At 58.5% G+C, this 16421-nt stretch carries 12 protein-coding genes; 5 read left to right on the top strand and 7 right to left on the bottom strand.

Annotated elements, in window-relative coordinates:
• Positions 1 to 5: 5 nt before the first annotated feature.
• The 6 genes from HBN98_RS20665 to HBN98_RS20640 all read right to left on the bottom strand — a co-directional run bounded on the left by HBN98_RS20665 (position 6) and on the right by HBN98_RS20640 (position 7117).
• Complete coding sequence (locus HBN98_RS20665; RefSeq protein ID WP_083369043.1) at positions 6 to 932, bottom strand: carbohydrate ABC transporter permease; 927 nt, start codon at positions 930 to 932, stop codon at positions 6 to 8.
• A 186-nt stretch (positions 933 to 1118) separates the two neighbouring features.
• Positions 1119 to 2429, bottom strand: a complete 1311-nt coding sequence (locus HBN98_RS20660) for an ABC transporter substrate-binding protein (protein WP_083369044.1) — start codon at positions 2427 to 2429, stop codon at positions 1119 to 1121.
• A 331-nt stretch (positions 2430 to 2760) separates the two neighbouring features.
• Positions 2761 to 3666, bottom strand: a complete 906-nt coding sequence (locus HBN98_RS20655; protein ID WP_083369045.1) for an AraC family transcriptional regulator — start codon at positions 3664 to 3666, stop codon at positions 2761 to 2763.
• Positions 3667 to 3735: 69 nt separating this feature from the next.
• Positions 3736 to 4614, bottom strand: coding sequence for a phosphatidylinositol-specific phospholipase C domain-containing protein (locus HBN98_RS20650; protein ID WP_064587638.1), 879 nt, complete (start codon positions 4612 to 4614; stop codon positions 3736 to 3738).
• A gap of 191 nt (positions 4615 to 4805) precedes the next feature.
• The gene (locus tag HBN98_RS20645) at positions 4806 to 5675 is read right to left on the bottom strand and encodes a phosphatidylinositol-specific phospholipase C domain-containing protein (RefSeq protein ID WP_186352858.1); all 870 of its coding nucleotides are present in this window, start codon (positions 5673 to 5675) and stop codon (positions 4806 to 4808) included.
• A 131-nt stretch (positions 5676 to 5806) separates the two neighbouring features.
• Entirely contained in the window at positions 5807 to 7117 is a 1311-nt protein-coding gene (locus HBN98_RS20640) for a glycosyltransferase (protein WP_083369046.1), read from the bottom strand.
• A gap of 272 nt (positions 7118 to 7389) precedes the next feature.
• Between HBN98_RS20640 and HBN98_RS20635 the strand changes: the two genes are divergently transcribed.
• Entirely contained in the window at positions 7390 to 9609 is a 2220-nt protein-coding gene (locus HBN98_RS20635) for a hypothetical protein (RefSeq protein ID WP_083369047.1), read from the top strand.
• Between the two features lie 47 nt (positions 9610 to 9656).
• On the opposite strand, the gene HBN98_RS20630 is transcribed toward HBN98_RS20635, so the two are convergent.
• Positions 9657 to 10022, bottom strand: a complete 366-nt coding sequence (locus HBN98_RS20630) for a response regulator (RefSeq protein WP_083369048.1) — start codon at positions 10020 to 10022, stop codon at positions 9657 to 9659.
• Between the two features lie 261 nt (positions 10023 to 10283).
• Between HBN98_RS20630 and HBN98_RS20625 the strand changes: the two genes are divergently transcribed.
• Genes HBN98_RS20625 through HBN98_RS20610 form a run of 4 tightly spaced genes read left to right on the top strand, consistent with a single transcriptional unit; the run spans position 10284 to position 16415 of the window.
• The gene (locus tag HBN98_RS20625) at positions 10284 to 13784 is read left to right on the top strand and encodes a response regulator (RefSeq protein ID WP_083369049.1); all 3501 of its coding nucleotides are present in this window, start codon (positions 10284 to 10286) and stop codon (positions 13782 to 13784) included.
• Positions 13784 to 14617 (top strand): CheR family methyltransferase, encoded by an 834-nt coding sequence (locus tag HBN98_RS20620; protein ID WP_064587633.1) that lies wholly within the window; start codon positions 13784 to 13786, stop codon positions 14615 to 14617. The genes HBN98_RS20625 and HBN98_RS20620 overlap by 1 nt, the downstream gene beginning before the upstream one ends.
• Positions 14614 to 15207, top strand: a complete 594-nt coding sequence (locus HBN98_RS20615; RefSeq protein ID WP_083369050.1) for a chemotaxis protein CheB — start codon at positions 14614 to 14616, stop codon at positions 15205 to 15207. The genes HBN98_RS20620 and HBN98_RS20615 overlap by 4 nt, the downstream gene beginning before the upstream one ends.
• Positions 15201 to 16415: a hybrid sensor histidine kinase/response regulator gene (locus HBN98_RS20610; RefSeq protein ID WP_064587631.1), complete on the top strand. Its 1215-nt coding sequence runs from the start codon at positions 15201 to 15203 to the stop codon at positions 16413 to 16415. The genes HBN98_RS20615 and HBN98_RS20610 overlap by 7 nt, the downstream gene beginning before the upstream one ends.
• The last annotated feature ends 6 nt before the right edge of the window (positions 16416 to 16421 follow it).

Genomic DNA, 16421 nt, shown 5'->3' with positions numbered 1-16421 from the left:
GGGCCTCAGGCTTTGTCAGTCAGGTTTTTGCCGATCATCCGCACCAGAATGATCGCGGCGATGTTGGCGATGACCACGGCAATCAAGCCGCCCGCCGAAGCCATGCCGACGTCGAACTGCACCAGCGCCTGGTTGTAGATCAGGTACGCGAGGTTGGTCGAGGCGTAGCCGGGGCCGCCGTTGGTGGTGGTGAAAATCTCGGCGAACACCGACAGCAGGAAGATCGTTTCGATCATCACCACCACGGCAATCGGTCGCGCCAGGTGCGGCAGGGTCAGGTGCCAGAAGATCGCAACGGGTCCGGCGCCGTCCAGGCGCGCAGCTTCTTTCTGTTCCTGGTCGAGGGACTGCATGGCGGTCATCAGGATCAGGATCGCGAAGGGCAGCCACTGCCACGAGACAATGATGATGATCGACAGCAGCGGGTAGTGCGCCAGCCAGTCCACCGGTTCGGTGCCGAACAGCCGCCAGACGTAGGCGAGGATCCCCGAGACCGGGTGGAAAATCAGGTTCTTCCAGATCAACGCTCCCACAGTGGGCATGATGAAGAACGGCGAAATCAGCATCACCCGCACGATGCCGCGACCGAGAAACTCGCTGGCCTCAAGCAACGCACTGATCAACACACCGAACACCACACTGATCAGCAGCACGCTGCCCACCAGCAACAGGGTGTTGGTGGCGCCGGGCAGGAAGCCCGAGTCGGTGAGGAAATAGCTGAAGTTCTCCAGCCCGACGAATTCGTTCACCCCCGGGTCGAGCAGGTTGTAACGAATCATCGAAAAGTAAATGGTCATGCCCAGCGGCACGATCATCCACAGCAGCAACAGGGCCACCGAAGGGCTGACCAGAAACCAGCCGGGATTGCGTACGCGGACCTTGCGCGCAGGTTGCGACAGGTCGAGGTGGGCTTTGGCAGTTGAAGTATTCATGGTGGTGGTCACTTACTCGAGATAAAGCGAGTTCTCTGTGGCGAGGGAGCTTGCTCCCGCTCGACTGCGCAGCAGTCGTAAACCCGGCAAACGCGGTGTGACGGATGTATCGCGTTGGCAGTGTTTGGGGCCGCTTCGCAGCCCAGCGGGAGCAAGCTCCCTCGCCACAATTGGAGGCGGTGGCGGTTACTTGGGATAACCGGCGCGCTTCATCTCGCGTTCGGTGGTTTGCTGCGCGGCAGCCAGGGCCTGATCCACCGTGGTCTGGCCGATCAGCGCCGCCGAGAACAGCTTGCCGACCTGGGTTCCCACGCCCTGGAACTCAGGAATGGTCACCAGTTGAATGCCGATGTAAGGCACCGGTTTCAATGTCGGTTTGCTCGGGTCCGCCGCTTTCAGCGATTCCAGCGTGACCTTGGCGAACGGCGCCGCGCTCATGTACGCATCGCTGTAGGTCGAGGCGCGGGTGCCCGGTGGTACGTTGGCGATGCCGTCGGTCTTGGCCACCAGTTCCCCGTATTCCTTGGAGGTGGCCCAGGCGCTGAAGGCTTTCGCTGCATCCTTGGCCTTGGAGCTGGTCGGAATCGCCAGGGCCCAGGAGTAGAGCCACGCCGAACCCTTGTCGGTGACCTGATGCGGGGCGAAGGTGAAGCCGACGTGATCGGCGACCTTGCTCTGGGTTTTGTCGGTGACGAACGAGCCGGCGACGCTGGCGTCGACCCAGATCGCGCACTTGCCGCTGTTGAACAGCGCCAGGTTCTCGTTGAAACCGTTGCTGGAGGCGCCCGGCGGGCCGGATTTCTTCATGGTGTCGACGTAGAAGTTCAGGGCATTCTTCCACTCGGGACCGGTAAATTCCGGCTGCCATTTCTCATCGAACCAGCGCGCGCCATAGGCGTTGGCAACGGTGGTGATCAGCGCCATGTTTTCGCCCCAACCGGCCTTGCCGCGCAGGCAGATGCCGTACTGTTCTTTATCCTTGTTGGTGAGTTTCTCGGCGAAGCCGGCGATCTGTTCCCAGGTCGGGCGCCCGGGCATGCTCAGCCCGGCATCCTTGAACAGGTCGGTGCGGTAGTAGGTGATCGAGCTTTCGGCGTAGAACGGCAAGGCGTACAGCGAGCCCTTGACCGACAGGCCTTCGCGCACCGACGGGAAGACGTCGTCGAGGGCGTAACTGGCCGGCAGATCCTTCATCGGTTCCAGCCAGCCCTTGGCGCCCCAGAGCGCCGCTTCGTACATGCCGATGGTCAACACGTCGAACTGGCCACCCTGGGTGGCGATGTCGGTGGTCAGGCGCTGGCGCAGGACGTTTTCTTCCAGCACCACCCAGTTGAGCTTGATGTCCGGATGCTCGGTCTCGAAGGTTTTCGAGAGCTTTTGCATGCGAATCATGTCGCTGTTGTTGACGGTGGCGATGGTCAGGGTCTGGGCGCCAAGGCTGACGCTGCTGAGGGTCATGCAGGTGAGGGCAAGCAGAGCTTTTGCAGTGGGTTGCATCGTGCACTCCTTTTCTGCGTCTGTTGAGAAGCAGAAGGACAGTTATTGTTTTTGTGTCTTCCTGTGCAGGAAGAATGTGTGCTGATTACAGCCCTCAATCGACAGGCTGACAAATCATCCGTCGCACTCAAATCAATACTTTTTTGCACTGGGGTTTGTGGGTGTAAACGCAGGGAAGGGCTTTTCAGCGGGGCGGGGATATCGAATCAGTACAGGTTTCATACAAGACTGTAGGAGTAAACCTGCTCGCGATAGCGGTATGTCATTCACCGCTGCCTGTTCTGATATACCGCTATCGCGAGCAGGCTCACTCCTGCAGGGGGCGGGGGTATCAGCCGTGGTTTTGTTCGGTCAGGCGTTGAACGGCGAGGCGGCGATAGTGTGACGGCGTCATGCCCTTGAGCTGCTGGAAGCGCCGGTTGAAATTGGAGATGTTGTTGAATCCCGACTCGAAACACACCTCGGTCACCGGTTTGTCGCCGTCGGCCAGCAGTTCGCAGGATTTGCTGATGCGCAGGCGATTGACGAACTCGATGAAGTTGCGCCCGGTGGCCTGTTTGAACACGCGGCTGAAATAGGTCGGTTTCATGCCCAGGTGCTCGGCGACTTCTTCCAGCGTCAGCTCCCGCGCGTAATGGTCGAAGATGAAATCGACGGCGCGGTTGGTGCGATCGATGTTGTGCTCGTCGGCGAGTTGCGTGTTGGTGGCGCCGGACAGCAATTGATAGTCGTCCGTCGCTGCCAGCAGTTCCATCAGGATGAAAAAGTGTCCGAGACGGGTGATGCCGCGAGTGTCGGCAATTCGCTGCATCAGCGTCATCGCCTGACGGATCGTATCCTTGTCACGAAACTCGATGCCGTACTGCGCGCGCTCCAGCAGGGGGCCCAGGGTCTTGAGTTCGGCAAACACCTGATGCCCGCTGTCGAACAGCTCGTCGGTGAAATTGACCAGCATGTCGCGCTTTTCCACCACCTCGTCTTCGGCCACCTGGCTGATCCAGTTGTGCGGCAGATTGGGGCCGGTGAGAAACAGTGTTTGTGGGTAGAAGTTGCCGATGTAGTCGCCGATGAACACCTTGCCGGAGCTGGCGACGATCAGGTGCAGCTCGTATTCCTTGTGAAAGTGCCAGCGCACCAGCGGGCAGGGGAAGCCGTGCTGGCGGTAGATGATGGACAACCCGTCATGGTCATCCATCAACTCGTAGGAAGGGTCGGTCACACGGGCAGTTCGGGTCATGTCGGGGCACTTTTCTTGTTATCGCTCGTCGATCATGCCCCTTTCTGCGCCTGCTGTGCCAGCCCCGGTTCAGCCGGATTCGTGCAGCGACCGCCCGTACACGGCTTTCATGCTGTTGGCGACCCAGCAATAACGAACGATATCGGACTGGTCGAAGAAATCGGTACTGATGATGCTGCAACGGGTTACCCAGTCACGGGTGGTATGGAACCAGTCATTGATCTTGTGCTTGATGTCCGCCGGGCCGCCCAGCAGCGAATAGCAGGTGACGGGCAATGACCAGAGGAAGGTTTCGTAGGGCGCGTCTCGCAGGGTGGTCTCGATGTGCCGTTCCAGCGTGGCCGTGTCGGTGAACACCTGACGGGTCCATTTGTGCGGGATGTATGGCCAGAAATACTGGTCGTCGAGACCTCGCGAATGTGGCGCGGCCAGCACGATCCGGCGTCTGCTGCTGGCACGCTTGAGCTCACCCACCGTGCACATCGCGTCGGCGAACGGAATCAGCTGCGAACCGAGGCGCCGCAGCAAGAAGTCGTTCAGCTGTTGGTGATCGAACGGTTTGTCGCCATCGCCAAGCTGGTGGAAATCCAGCACCACGAATTCGTCGGCGTTCTGCTCAAGGAATGCCGCCAGCGCCTCGACCAGTTCGTCGAGGTGCCGGTGCGACTCATAGCCGTTGTGGTGAAAATAAAAGGTCGGCCGTCCCGACGCTGTGGTGTAGCCCAGGCGCAGGTCGAATGCCCGGGCGCCCTTGTCCAGTTGCCAGGCAAATGAATCGTTCTGGCAGGTGATCCAGTTGCCCGGCACCAGTTTGTGATTGGGCGCCTTTTTGTCCATGCCGCTGTTATGGCTGCCGGGCCAGACGATATCGGTCAACTTGAGCTGTTCGATATCCAGTACATGACTCATCCATTTACGCGTGTCGAATGCTGCTGCAATGCTGCTCATCGTGACGTCCTGTCCATGCTCCCCCGATCCTTGGGAAAGCTATTGATATGGCCGAGGCCGCTGGGGGCGGCATCGGGATGTTCACCGATTGTCGGCGAACGCGAATCACAGCATACGAATAGCGGAAAATCTGTCCAGCAGTGGCAACATCCGCTAATGAATAGCCAATGTATGGCACTGCCTGGCGTAAGTCAGAGGCGGCGGGCCTTGATCAGGTTCGCCGTGCGGCAGAACGAGACCAGCTGCGATTCTTCAATGAAGTCGACATTGACGATGTTGCATTTGAGCAGCCAGTCGCTGTTGGCGGGATCGAACCATTTGTCCAGGTGGGTATGAATGTCCACCGGGCCACCCAGTGCCGAATAACTGGTGGCCGACAGCGACCAGGGACGATAGGAGGAGGGCGGAGACTCCATGACTTTGGTGATGTACTTTTGCAGATCACTGGCGCTGGGCGTTTGTGTGCCGATCCAGGCATGTTCGATCTGGTCATTGAACCATTCAAAGTCCAGGTCGTGATGCCAGTCGGCATGCATCAGGACTCGCTGCGTACGGCTGATGTCTTTCAGTTGACGCAGGCTCGAGTAACGGTTCTTTGCCGGAATGATTCGGTCGCGCAGAAAGTGCATCATCAGCTTGTTGAACCAGGCAAAGTCAAAAGGCTGGTCGCCGCCTTTCAACTCGTGAAAGTCCAGCACAATGAACTCGTCCGGGTTGTCCGAAAGAAAGCGGTTGATGTCCGTGACCAGATCGCCCAAGGTGCGCGACGACAGAAAACCATTGTGCTGAATTCGCAGCTTGTCGATGCCATCGCCCTTGCTGGTCAACACCAGACGAATATCGAGCGCTCGCGCCCCATTGTTCAATTGTTGATGAAACGATTTGTGCTGACAGGCCACCCAGTGCGCACCCGGGATCAATGCGTAGGAAGCCTGCCAGTCGCAGCCGGCATTGTGCGTACCGGGCAATGCCAGCTTGTATAGCGGTAGGTCTTCGATTCCCGGTGTTGTGGCCATCCAGTTATTAAGGGCGTTATTACCCAGGGTGCTTTTAATTTCCATGCTTTCCATGTCCGTTATTCCTTGAATAAATAATAAATAACCCACTACCGTTATTGGGTGAGTTATTTATTATTAATGGATAAGGAGTTGAATGGGCAAGGCGCGGATTAATGCTAGATATATGTTGTTTTTTATGACTCTTTAATGGTGTGGTCGTTGCGGTTTTTTGCCTCAATCCACTGTGACATGTATTGAGTGCTCTTGTGGTGATGATGACGCAACATGCTGCCGGTAAAGTTGGCTTTTCTAAGTTGATTCAAGTTCTTCATGCACTGTTGTAACTTGTCGATCAGCGCCGGCCCATGAACGGTTTTGCGGTAACGCTCGGTCAATAATGTCTGACCGGCCAATTGCGCCTCGTTCCATAGCGTCTCGTCCTGATACAACTGCACGGCCTGATCCGCCAGCGCCTGGGCGCTGCAGGCCACCGCGCCGGGCCAGGGCAGGCCGCCGTGCATCGCTTCGGCGCCGATCGGCGTGGTGACCGACGGTGTGCCGCAGAGCATCGCATCGACGATTTTGCCTTTGATTCCGGCACCGAAACGCAACGGCGCCAGGCACACGCGCGCGGCTGACATGACTTGCAGGGCGTCTTCGGCCCAGTTCATCACGTGGAAACCCTGCGCCGGATTGTGCAGCGCGGTGGCTTTGGGCGGTGTGTAAGCGCCATAGATGTGCAATTGCGCCTGGGGCAGACGTGCGCGAATCAACGGCCAGATCGTGGTTTTCATCCAGAGCACGGCGTCCCAGTTCGGGGCGTGCCGGAAGTTGCCGATGCTGAGAAAGTGCGCGCGCGCCGCGAAGGACCGAGGCGCGTTTTGCGGCAGGTCGATCATCAGCGGGCATTCGTGCAGGAGGTCGCGCGGCAGGCCGAATTCCTCCACCAGCAGCTGGATTTCGACCTCGGAAATCATCAGGTTCAGATCGCAGCGATACAGCGCGGCGATTTCCCGTTTGGCCATGTCACTGTCGGCCATGAGCTCGAATTCTTCGTGCAACGCCGGTGCAAACAGCGGCGTGAAATCCTGATCATCCGGGGCGACTTTCAGACGCTCCTTGAGCCGCTGGTGGCGGGCATGTCGCAGGCTTTGCAGGTCGGACGTTTCGAGGACTCGCAGCGCGTTCGGGCACTGTTTCTCGACGCGCCAGCCGAACTGCTCTTCCATCATGAACTGGTCGAACAGCACGATGTCCGGGGCCAGTTCGCTGACGAAGGTATCAAAGCTGCTGTTGTTCAGTTCGATCGCGACTTCGCGAATGCCCAGCGCACTCAGGTCAGCCTTGTGCTCACCCGGGCCGGCCGGGCTGCTGAAGGTAATGTCCCAGCCTTGTTCGAGAAAGGTGTCGAGGATCTGCATCACGTGCCCGCTGGCCGCCGAAGAACGGGGTTCGGGCCAGACGTAGCCGATGACCAGAACTTTGGTGGGCTGGGGTGCAGTCATTGACGGGTATTCCTTGAAAACAGAAAACAGAAGAGGGCGCAATTAGACCACATCAGCTGCGTACATTTACAGGCAGAAAAGCTGGCAGACGTTCAAGTTGTGAGTTGTATTGATTGTTTAATATCCAAGTGGCCAAACTTATTGTCTGAATGTTGGCAATCGCTATTAACACAGTGGTGATTAATTTTTATCTTTCCGGGATGTAGGGTGATTTGTGAGTTAAACAAATCCCGGTTGGCGATTGTCGCTGACCCGAACCTGGAAGTTAAACTATGAAAGTTGCATCGAACGTTTTTGATCTTGGGCGAGTGGCGGGTGACACGTACAGTTTGCTGGCACTCTTGAATCCATGGGGCACGGACAGTTCCAATGAGCCCCGGGTCGAGGCGTTGACCCAGCCAAAAGTCGGGCAAAACGCGGATGACATTATCGACTCGGTGAATATCAAGGAGCTCACCGATCAAATCGTCAGTCATTGCGCGGCCATGACCGACCCCGTGAGTTTCAACCCTGCGTATTTCATCCGTACCCGCATCGAAGATACCGCACGCTTATGGGTCGCTTCGTCCAGGGAGCTGGAGCAGATCACCTATGACGCCACCATTGAAGTCAAATATCTGGAGCATGATGCGGCCATTCGCAGTGATTCGTTAAAACCCGAAAAAGCCCCGGCCAAATGGCGACAGAAGCGCTTTACGCTGGCGGAAATTTGCACCGATCATCACTTGGTAGTGCTCAAGGAACATGGTTACAAGGAGGTTCTGTGGCCATCGTTTTACCCGGATGGCCTGATCGAAGCCTTTGTCGACGCGAACTATCAGGACGATTTCGAGGCGCATGTCAGGCGCAATCTTTTAACGGACGGTGCTCGGCTGCTCGGTTCCCATCTGAAAAAACTTGAGTTGATCAAACAAGTCGTCGAGTTCATCAAGGATGACAACCGCCCACTCGATGACCGGCATATTGCCTTCGCGTTTCTCAGAGGTGACCTCAAGCCCCGCACTCTGTATTTGCACAGCGACCCCAATCTGCAAGTGGACAATGCGGTGTTTATCGGCCCCAACAACCTTTCCAATGGCGTTCTGTTCTTGCTTGGCGAGGATAAACAGGCCATTGCCTTTCCAGGAGGTCATGATGAAAGAGGGGTCTTTCTTGAAGGCAATGAAGCCTTGCAGAAATCGCTGCTCAAACGAGTCCCGCTTCGGGCGCAGCAACAGGCGCACGTCAGGGATTTCAAATATCGCGGCCTGGAATTTCCGCTGTTTGCCACGCGGCCCAACTACCGGGAGCTGGTATTTTCTGTAAGTGACGACATCGGGCGTCACTTGTATGAGCTGCAGATCGAGCGTGCCCTGCAGGATATCGACACGCTGGTGTCGACTCCGCAGGAGCGCATCACCGATCTTGCATTGGAGGCCACAGGCTATTTTTTACAATGCCTGGCCATGGCCGCTTCGCTTCCCTGGGGTGGCAGCGGGGTGCTGGGGGCGACGTCGGTGAAAGTGCTGGTATCCCTGCTGGTTGGCATCGGTGCTTCGGCCACTGACCTGATCCGTGCGGAAATCGCCGATGATCCTGGCGAAACCGACCGCTTGCGTATCAATGCGGCGATCGGCGTTCTGGCTGAGTTGGCGGGACCGATTGGTGAACGACTGATTGGCAAGGCGCTATCGGTGGCGGCGAAAAAACGCTTGAGTCAGCGCGTCATCAGTCACCTGACGCAGGCCAACAGACCCTCGTTGTTACGTCGACCTGGCGGGAGTGTGTCGCACCATTTGGCAAGCACCGTCGGCAAGGAGATACCCGACGTGGCAAAAGGCGCGGTGGTCGCTGGCCAGCTCGGAGAGTTGGCGGGTGGCCCCAGCGTTGCGCAGATGATCACCAATCAAACCCAGGTCGTGCACCACGCCGGGCCGCAGAAAGGCTTCGTGTACCAGGGATTCACCTTTCGCGGCGACACCCGTGATCCTTCGGTGATTTTCAAGGACGGCTTCCGTCAGCGCACACCGATCACCGATCTCAATCAGGTCAACGGATTCAAGGGCGGCTATGGCGGCGCGCACGATGCCCTGGCACCAGACGGGGCAGGTATTTCCACTTCGGCGTTTTACCGCAAGGATGGCGCCGGCGCCTTTGTGTACGGTGGGGACAAGGGCGGGTACACCTATTTCATTGATGCCCGGCAGTTGGAGGGCTTCCATCTGTACGCCAATACCGAGATGATTTTTCGCCCGAACTCCGGGCTGAAAATATTGCCGCCACTGGAGATCAACTACGCCGTCGATATTTCGCCACGATTGATTCTTGGGGCATACGACCGTGCTGGCACGTTCATACCCAACCCACAAGCGTTGCGCGCGGCCATTCAGGCGAGCCAGGACGGCACTGTCCGGGGAGTGGGCAGAGACGTGGCGAAAATAGTCGGTGACGGTGCGGATTCGTTGGTTCCGCGGGAGGATATCGCCTACGGCAACCAGTCCGTGTCGGAATAAGCGCTTCCCTCGGTCAGCCGCGGTTTGGCTGACCGAGGAAACAACGGTCACCGGGCGGCAAGTATGTGTTTGACCTTGTCGCGCAATTGATCAATCGAGAACGGCTTTCCGATCACATGCATGTCCGCGGGTACGTCGATGTTTTCGGCGTAACCGCTGGCAAACAGAATGGGCAGGTCCGGGCGCAGTTCACGCGCCTTGTTGGCGAGTTCACGGCCATCCATTACAGGCAAGCCGTAGTCGGTCATCATCAAGTCGATGTGCTGGTCTTGATTGCCCAGAGTCTCCAGCGCCTGCTTGCCGTCTTCGGCTTCCAAGACACTGAATTCCAGCTCCTCCAGCACATCGACGATGAGCATGCGCACGATGTCGTCGTCTTCAACTACTAGGATGGTGGGCGCTGGGGTGGACATAGGTTGGCTCTCAAGAAATGAAATCGGAACGGCGACCGGTCGAAAATGCCGGGCTCTTGCATGAGTAAGTGGCGCATAGCCACAAGTTCCCGAATCGGCAGAAAAAAGATTAGCTGTATTTCGGGCGGCAAGGATAACCGTTGGACGGTCTTGAGGCGTGGGTAAAAGTAGGAAATTGCTGCTAAATCTGTGAGAAAAATGGATCCATGCCGCTGTTTTGGGGCAAACTCCCCGGTTTCGACAGTTCGACAAGGCCGCCCCATGCCCACTCCGTCTTCGATTGATGAATCACGGTTTCGCAAACTTCTGACCCGCAACATCAGTCTGCCATTGGGCGTCGGCGCGATCAGTGCGGTGTTTTTCATTTCATTGATCACGTACCTGCTGTCGGTGATCCAGTGGGTGGAGCACACCGACCGTGTGATCAACAACGCCAACGAAGCGGTGAAGCTCACCGTGGACCTGGAAACCGGCATGCGCGGCTTCCTGCTCAGCGGCGACGAGCACTTCCTCGACCCGTACGAGACCGCCAAGCCGCGGATCAACGTGGCGCTCAACACCTTGCTCGAACTGACCGCCGACAACCCGGTGCAGACTGACCGGTTGCGGCGTCTGCAGGCGTTGCAGACCGAGTGGAGCAACTACGCGCAATCGATGATCGATCTGCAGCGCTCCAGCGGTGACTACAAGGGCGCGGTCAAGGCCGGGCGTGGCAAGCGCCTGACCGACGAGATCCGCAAGCAATTCGAAGACGTGATCGACATGGAGCAGCAGTTGCGTGCCTCGCGCAACGAGGACGTGCGCCGCACCACGATCTGGAGCATCACCCTGTATCTGCTGTTTATTGCCAGCATCAGCGGCTTGCTGGCTTATGTTGGTCGTCGCGACCTGGTCAACCTGTCGGACAGCTACAGCGCCACCCTCGCTGCGCAGCAAGCCAGTGCCGAACGCCTGGAGCGTCAGGCGTGGATGCGCAGCGGCCAGACCGAATTGGCGGAGCAGGTGCTGGGGCAACTGACGCTGAATCTGCTGGGGCGCAACATTCTGCAATTCTGCGCGCAGTATCTGGGCACGGCAGTCGCGGCGCTCTACGTGCGCGAAGAGCATGGCGGCCTCAAGCGCGTAGCGGCCTACGGCTTCTCGCGCGAGCAGGAAGAACAAGGTCAGGCGATCTACAGCGGAGAAGGCATTGTCGGCCAGGTGGCCCAGGAAGGGCGCCTGATTCGCCTGGATTCGGTGCCATCGGACTATTTCAAAGTCAGCTCCGGCCTCGGCGAAGGCCTGCCGCGCAGTGTGCTGGTGGTGCCGACCAGTAATGATGACCAGATCAACGGCGTGATCGAGCTGGGCTTCCTGCGCCCGCTGAGCCAACGCGACGTCGAATTGCTGGAGCTGATTGCCGGCAACATCGGCACCTCGATCGAGGCCGCGCGCTATCGCCAGCGTTTGCAGGAAGTCCTGGCCGAAACCCAGCAGCTCAACGAAGAGTTGCAGGTACAGCAGGAAGAGCTCAAGACCGCCAACGAAGAGCTGGAAGAGCAGTCGCGGATTCTCAAGGAATCTCAGGCGCATCTGGAGACCCAGCAGGTCGAACTGGAACAGACCAACGAGCAGTTGGCCGAACAGGCGCAAACCCTGGCCGAGCAACGCGACGCCATGGACCTGAAGAACACCGAACTCAATCAGGTGCAGGTGCAACTCGAAGAGCGCGCCGAAGAACTGCAGCGTTCGAGCAAGTACAAATCCGAATTCCTCGCCAACATGTCCCACGAACTGCGCACGCCGCTGAACAGTTCGCTGATCCTCGCCAAGTTGCTCGCGGAAAACCCGCAGGACAACCTGACGGCCGAACAGGTTAAGTTTGCCGAATCGATTTATTCGGCCGGCAATGACCTGTTGAACCTGATCAACGACATTCTCGACATTTCCAAGGTCGAGGCTGGCAAGCTCGAAGTGATCCCGGAAAACACCAGCGTTGCACGTCTGGCGGACGGCCTGCGCAGCGTGTTCGAGCCATTGGCGGCGGACAAGCAGCTGACGTTCAGCGTCGATCTGCAACCGGGCGCCCCGGCGATGCTGTACACCGACCGCCAGCGTCTGGAACAGGTGATCAAGAACCTGCTGTCCAACGCCGTGAAGTTTACCGAGAAGGGCACGGTCAGCCTGACCATCGCCGGCCAGCCGGACGAGCGCATTGCGTTTATCGTGCGCGACTCCGGGATCGGCATCGCGGCCGATCAACTGGAAAGCATTTTTGAAGCCTTCCGTCAGGCTGACGGCACCACCAACCGCAAATACGGTGGCACCGGGCTCGGCTTGTCGATTTCGCGGGATCTGGCGGCCTTGCTCGGCGGTTCGATCAGCGTCAGTAGCGCGCCGGGGCAGGGCAGCGTGTTCACGCTGGTGTTGCCACAGCAATACCTGGAACCGGGCGAAGCACCGTCCGCGCCGTTGACCTTTACGCCGCCGCCAGTCACCGCCCCGGTACCGCTGGCGCCGTCCTCGATCGCAGTGTCGCCGATGGCGCCGGTACACATCCCGCGTTTCGCCGATGACCGGGGCAGGGCGCCGTTTGCTACCCGCTGCATTTTGGTGGTGGAAGACGAGCCGAACTTCGCGCACATCCTTTACGACCTCGCCCATGAACTGGGTTACGAGTGTCTGGTCGCCCACGGTGCGGACGAAGGTTACGACCTGGCCCGCGAGTTTATCCCGGACGCGATCCTGCTCGACATGCGCCTGCCGGATCATTCCGGGCTGACCGTGCTGCAGCGCCTGAAAGAACACGCCGAGACCCGGCACATTCCGGTGCACGTCATTTCGGTTGAAGATCGCGTCGAAGCGGCCATGCACATGGGCGCCATCGGCTATGCGGTCAAACCGACCACCCGTGAAGAGCTCAAGGACGTGTTCGCCCGCCTGGAAGCCAAGCTGACGCAGAAGGTCAAGCGCGTGCTGCTGGTGGAAGATGACGACCTGCAACGTGAAAGCATTGCCCGCCTGATCGGTGATGACGACATTGAAATCACTGCCGTCGGCCTGGCGCAGGAGGCGCTGGAGAAACTGCGCACGACGATTTACGACTGCATGGTGATCGACCTGAAGCTGCCGGACATGCTCGGCAACGATCTGCTCAAGCGCATGTCTACCGAGGACATCTGCTCGTTCCCGCCGGTCATTGTCTACACCGGCCGCAACCTGACTCGCGATGAAGAGGCTGAGCTGCGCAAGTATTCGCGCTCGATCATCATCAAGGGCGCACGCTCGCCGGAGCGCTTGCTGGACGAGGTGACACTCTTTCTGCACAAAGTCGAATCGCAGTTGTCCCATGAACGGCAGAAGATGCTCAAGACCGCCCGCAGCCGCGACAAGGTCTTCGAAGGTCGCAAGGTGCTGCTGGTGGACGACGATGTGCGCAACATCTTCGCCCTGACCAGTGCGCTGGAGCACAAGGGCGCCGTGGTGGTGATCGGCCGGAATGGCCGCGAGGCGATTGATAAGTTGAATGAGGTCGAGGACATCGATCTGGTGTTGATGGACGTGATGATGCCGGAGATGGATGGTTTTGAAGCCACCATTGAAATCCGCAAGGATCCGCGCTGGCGCAAGCTGCCGATCATTGCGGTAACGGCCAAGGCCATGAAGGACGATCAGGAGCGTTGCCTGCAGGCGGGCGCCAACGATTACCTGGCCAAGCCCATCGATCTGGATCGTCTGTTCTCGTTGATTCGCGTGTGGTTACCGAAGATGGAACGCATTTAGTGGATAGCAGTCACTCCGCAGAGCGCAACAGCGAAATCGAATTACGCTTGCTGATCGAGGCGATATACCTCAAGTACAGCTACGATTTTCGCGATTACTCGGGCGCTTCGATCAAGCGCCGGGTGCAGCACGCCTTGAGCCAGTTCGAGTGTGCGACCATTTCCGCGTTGCAGGAGAAAGTGCTGCACGATCCGACCGCGTTCATGCAGTTGTTGCAGTTGCTGACGATCCCGGTCAGCGAGATGTTTCGCGATCCGTCGCACTTTCTGGCGATCCGCAAGGAAGTGGTGCCGCTGCTGCGCACCTATCCATCGCTGAAGATCTGGATCGCCGGGTGCAGCACCGGCGAAGAGGTCTATTCGATGGCGATCCTGTTGCGCGAAGAAGGCCTGCTTGACCGTACGATCATCTACGCCACCGACATCAACCCGCGCTCGCTGGATAAGGCCAAGCAGGGCATCTTCTCGATGGAGAACGTGCGCGCCTACACCGCCAATTACCAGCAGGCCGGTGGTCAGCGCTCTTTCGCCGATTACTACACGGCGGCCTACGGTTACGCGATTTTCGACAAGAGCCTGTGTGAGAACGTGACCTTTGCCGATCACAGTCTGGCGACGGACAGCGTGTTCTCCGAAACTCAGTTAATTTCCTGCCGCAACGTACTGATTTACTTCAATAAGAAACTTCAGGACCGTGCCTTCGGTCTGTTTCATGAATCGCTGTGCCACCGTGGTTTTCTGGTGCTGGGCAGCAAGGAAACGCTGGATTTTTCCGGTTACGCCAACCAGTTCGAGCCACTGGTCAAACAAGAACGGATTTACCGCAAACTATGAACGATGCCGTGGATTTGCCTCGCGTCGAGGCGATTGTGGTCGGGGCTTCCGCCGGTGGCGTCGAGGCGCTGCTGAGCCTGCTCGGGCCGCTGCGCCAGGGATACGTGCTGCCGATCATCGTCGTGTTGCACCTGCCGGAGGAACGCCGCAGTCATTTGGCTGAAGTGTTCTCCCGACGCCTGATGCTGCCGGTGGAAGAGGCGACCGACAAGCAAGACATCATGCCCGGCACCGTTTATTTCGCGACACCCGGTTATCACTTGTCGGTGGAGCAGGATCGCAGTCTGTCGCTGAGTCTTGAAGACCGCGTGCACCATTCCCGACCCGCCATTGATTACCTGTTCGAATCGGCCGCCGACGTTTATGGCGAGTCGCTGGCCGCTGTGCTGTTGACCGGCGCCAATCACGATGGCGCTCGCGGCCTGAAGCAAGTCAAACAGCGCGGCGGGCTGACCATCGTTCAGGACCCTAAAGATGCACAGGTCGCCACCATGCCTCTGGCTGCACTGAAGCTTCAGCAGCCGGACCATGTCCTACCCATTCACGGCATCGGCCGTCTGCTTGTCGAGCTGGAACGAATCGCATGCTGAGTAATATCCAGGCCAAATTGCTGATCGTCGACGATCTGCCGGAGAACCTGCTGGCTCTCGAGGCACTGATCAAACGCGAAGACCGCACCGTTTATAAGGCGCTGTCGGCGGACGAAGCCCTTTCGTTGCTGCTGCAACACGAGTTCGCCATGGCCATCCTCGATGTGCAGATGCCGGGTATGAACGGTTTCGAACTCGCCGAGTTGATGCGTGGCACCGAGAAAACCAAGAACATTCCCATCATCTTCGTCAGCGCCGCCGGCCGTGAACTGAACTACGCGTTCAAGGGCTACGAGAGCGGGGCGGTGGACTTCCTGCACAAGCCGCTGGATATCCACGCGGTGAAGAGCAAGGTCAACGTGTTCGTCGACCTGTACCGCCAGAGCAAGGCCATGAAGCAACAGGTCGAAGCCCTGGAGCAGGCTCGTCGCGAGCAGGAAGCGCTGCTGCAACAACTGCAGAGCACGCAGCTGGAGCTGGAGCAGGCGGTGCGGATGCGCGATGACTTCATGTCGATCGTCGCCCACGAAGTGCGCACGCCGCTCAACGGCCTGATACTCGAAACCCAGTTGCGCAAAATGCACCTGGCGCGGGATAACGCCGCGGCGTTCACCCTCGACAAGATGCACGCGATGGTCGACCGCGACGAGCGTCAGATCAAAAGCCTGATTCGGCTGATCGAAGACATGCTCGACGTCTCGCGGATTCGTACCGGCAAGCTGTCGATCCGGCCGAATCGTTTCGATCTGACGCAACTGGTGAGCAACCTGCTGCAGAATTTTGCCCAGCAAATGGAGGCGGCCGAGACCGAGGTGACCTTCACCGCCCCGGAACCGGTGGAGGGTTGCTGGGATGAGTTTCGCATTGAGCAGGTGGTGTCGAACCTGCTGACCAATGCCTTGCGCTACGGCGGTCGCAGCCCGATTCAGGTGCGGGTTTACCGCGAAGGTGACGAGGCGCGCGTCGAGGTTCAGGACCGTGGGATCGGCATCAGCGAAGAGAACCAGAAACGTATTTTCCAGCAGTTCGAACGGGTCTCCGCCAAGACGGTAGTGGCTGGTCTCGGACTGGGTCTGTTCATTTCCGAGCAGATCGTCGCCGCCCATGGCGGTTCCATCGTCGTCGAGAGTCAAATCAACGAAGGCGCCCTGTTTCGCGTTTGTCTGCCAATCCAGGAAAACGGCACATCCGACGCAACCTCTGAGTGACCGCAC

Origin of the sequence: Pseudomonas koreensis (genome assembly GCF_012986595.1) — a bacterium.
Classification (GTDB): Bacteria; Pseudomonadota; Gammaproteobacteria; order Pseudomonadales; family Pseudomonadaceae; genus Aquipseudomonas; species Aquipseudomonas koreensis.
The sequence above is the reverse complement of the archived record's forward strand: the minus strand, read 5'-3'. Positions and strand labels throughout refer to the sequence as shown.

Bases quoted from the DNA above. Each gene is read 5' to 3' on its own strand.
- HBN98_RS20665 (WP_083369043.1), bottom strand. From the start codon at position 932: ATGAATACTTCAACTGCCAAAGCCCACCTCGACCTGTCGCAACCTGCG.
- HBN98_RS20660 (WP_083369044.1), bottom strand. From the start codon at position 2,429: ATGCAACCCACTGCAAAAGCTCTGCTTGCCCTCACCTGCATGACCCTC.
- HBN98_RS20655 (WP_083369045.1), bottom strand. From the start codon at position 3,666: ATGACCCGAACTGCCCGTGTGACCGACCCTTCCTACGAGTTGATGGAT.
- HBN98_RS20650 (WP_064587638.1), bottom strand. From the start codon at position 4,614: ATGAGCAGCATTGCAGCAGCATTCGACACGCGTAAATGGATGAGTCAT.
- HBN98_RS20645 (WP_186352858.1), bottom strand. From the start codon at position 5,675: ATGGAAATTAAAAGCACCCTGGGTAATAACGCCCTTAATAACTGGATG.
- HBN98_RS20640 (WP_083369046.1), bottom strand. From the start codon at position 7,117: ATGACTGCACCCCAGCCCACCAAAGTTCTGGTCATCGGCTACGTCTGG.
- HBN98_RS20635 (WP_083369047.1), top strand. From the start codon at position 7,390: ATGAAAGTTGCATCGAACGTTTTTGATCTTGGGCGAGTGGCGGGTGAC.
- HBN98_RS20630 (WP_083369048.1), bottom strand. From the start codon at position 10,022: ATGTCCACCCCAGCGCCCACCATCCTAGTAGTTGAAGACGACGACATC.
- HBN98_RS20625 (WP_083369049.1), top strand. From the start codon at position 10,284: ATGCCCACTCCGTCTTCGATTGATGAATCACGGTTTCGCAAACTTCTG.
- HBN98_RS20615 (WP_083369050.1), top strand. From the start codon at position 14,614: ATGAACGATGCCGTGGATTTGCCTCGCGTCGAGGCGATTGTGGTCGGG.
- HBN98_RS20610 (WP_064587631.1), top strand. From the start codon at position 15,201: ATGCTGAGTAATATCCAGGCCAAATTGCTGATCGTCGACGATCTGCCG.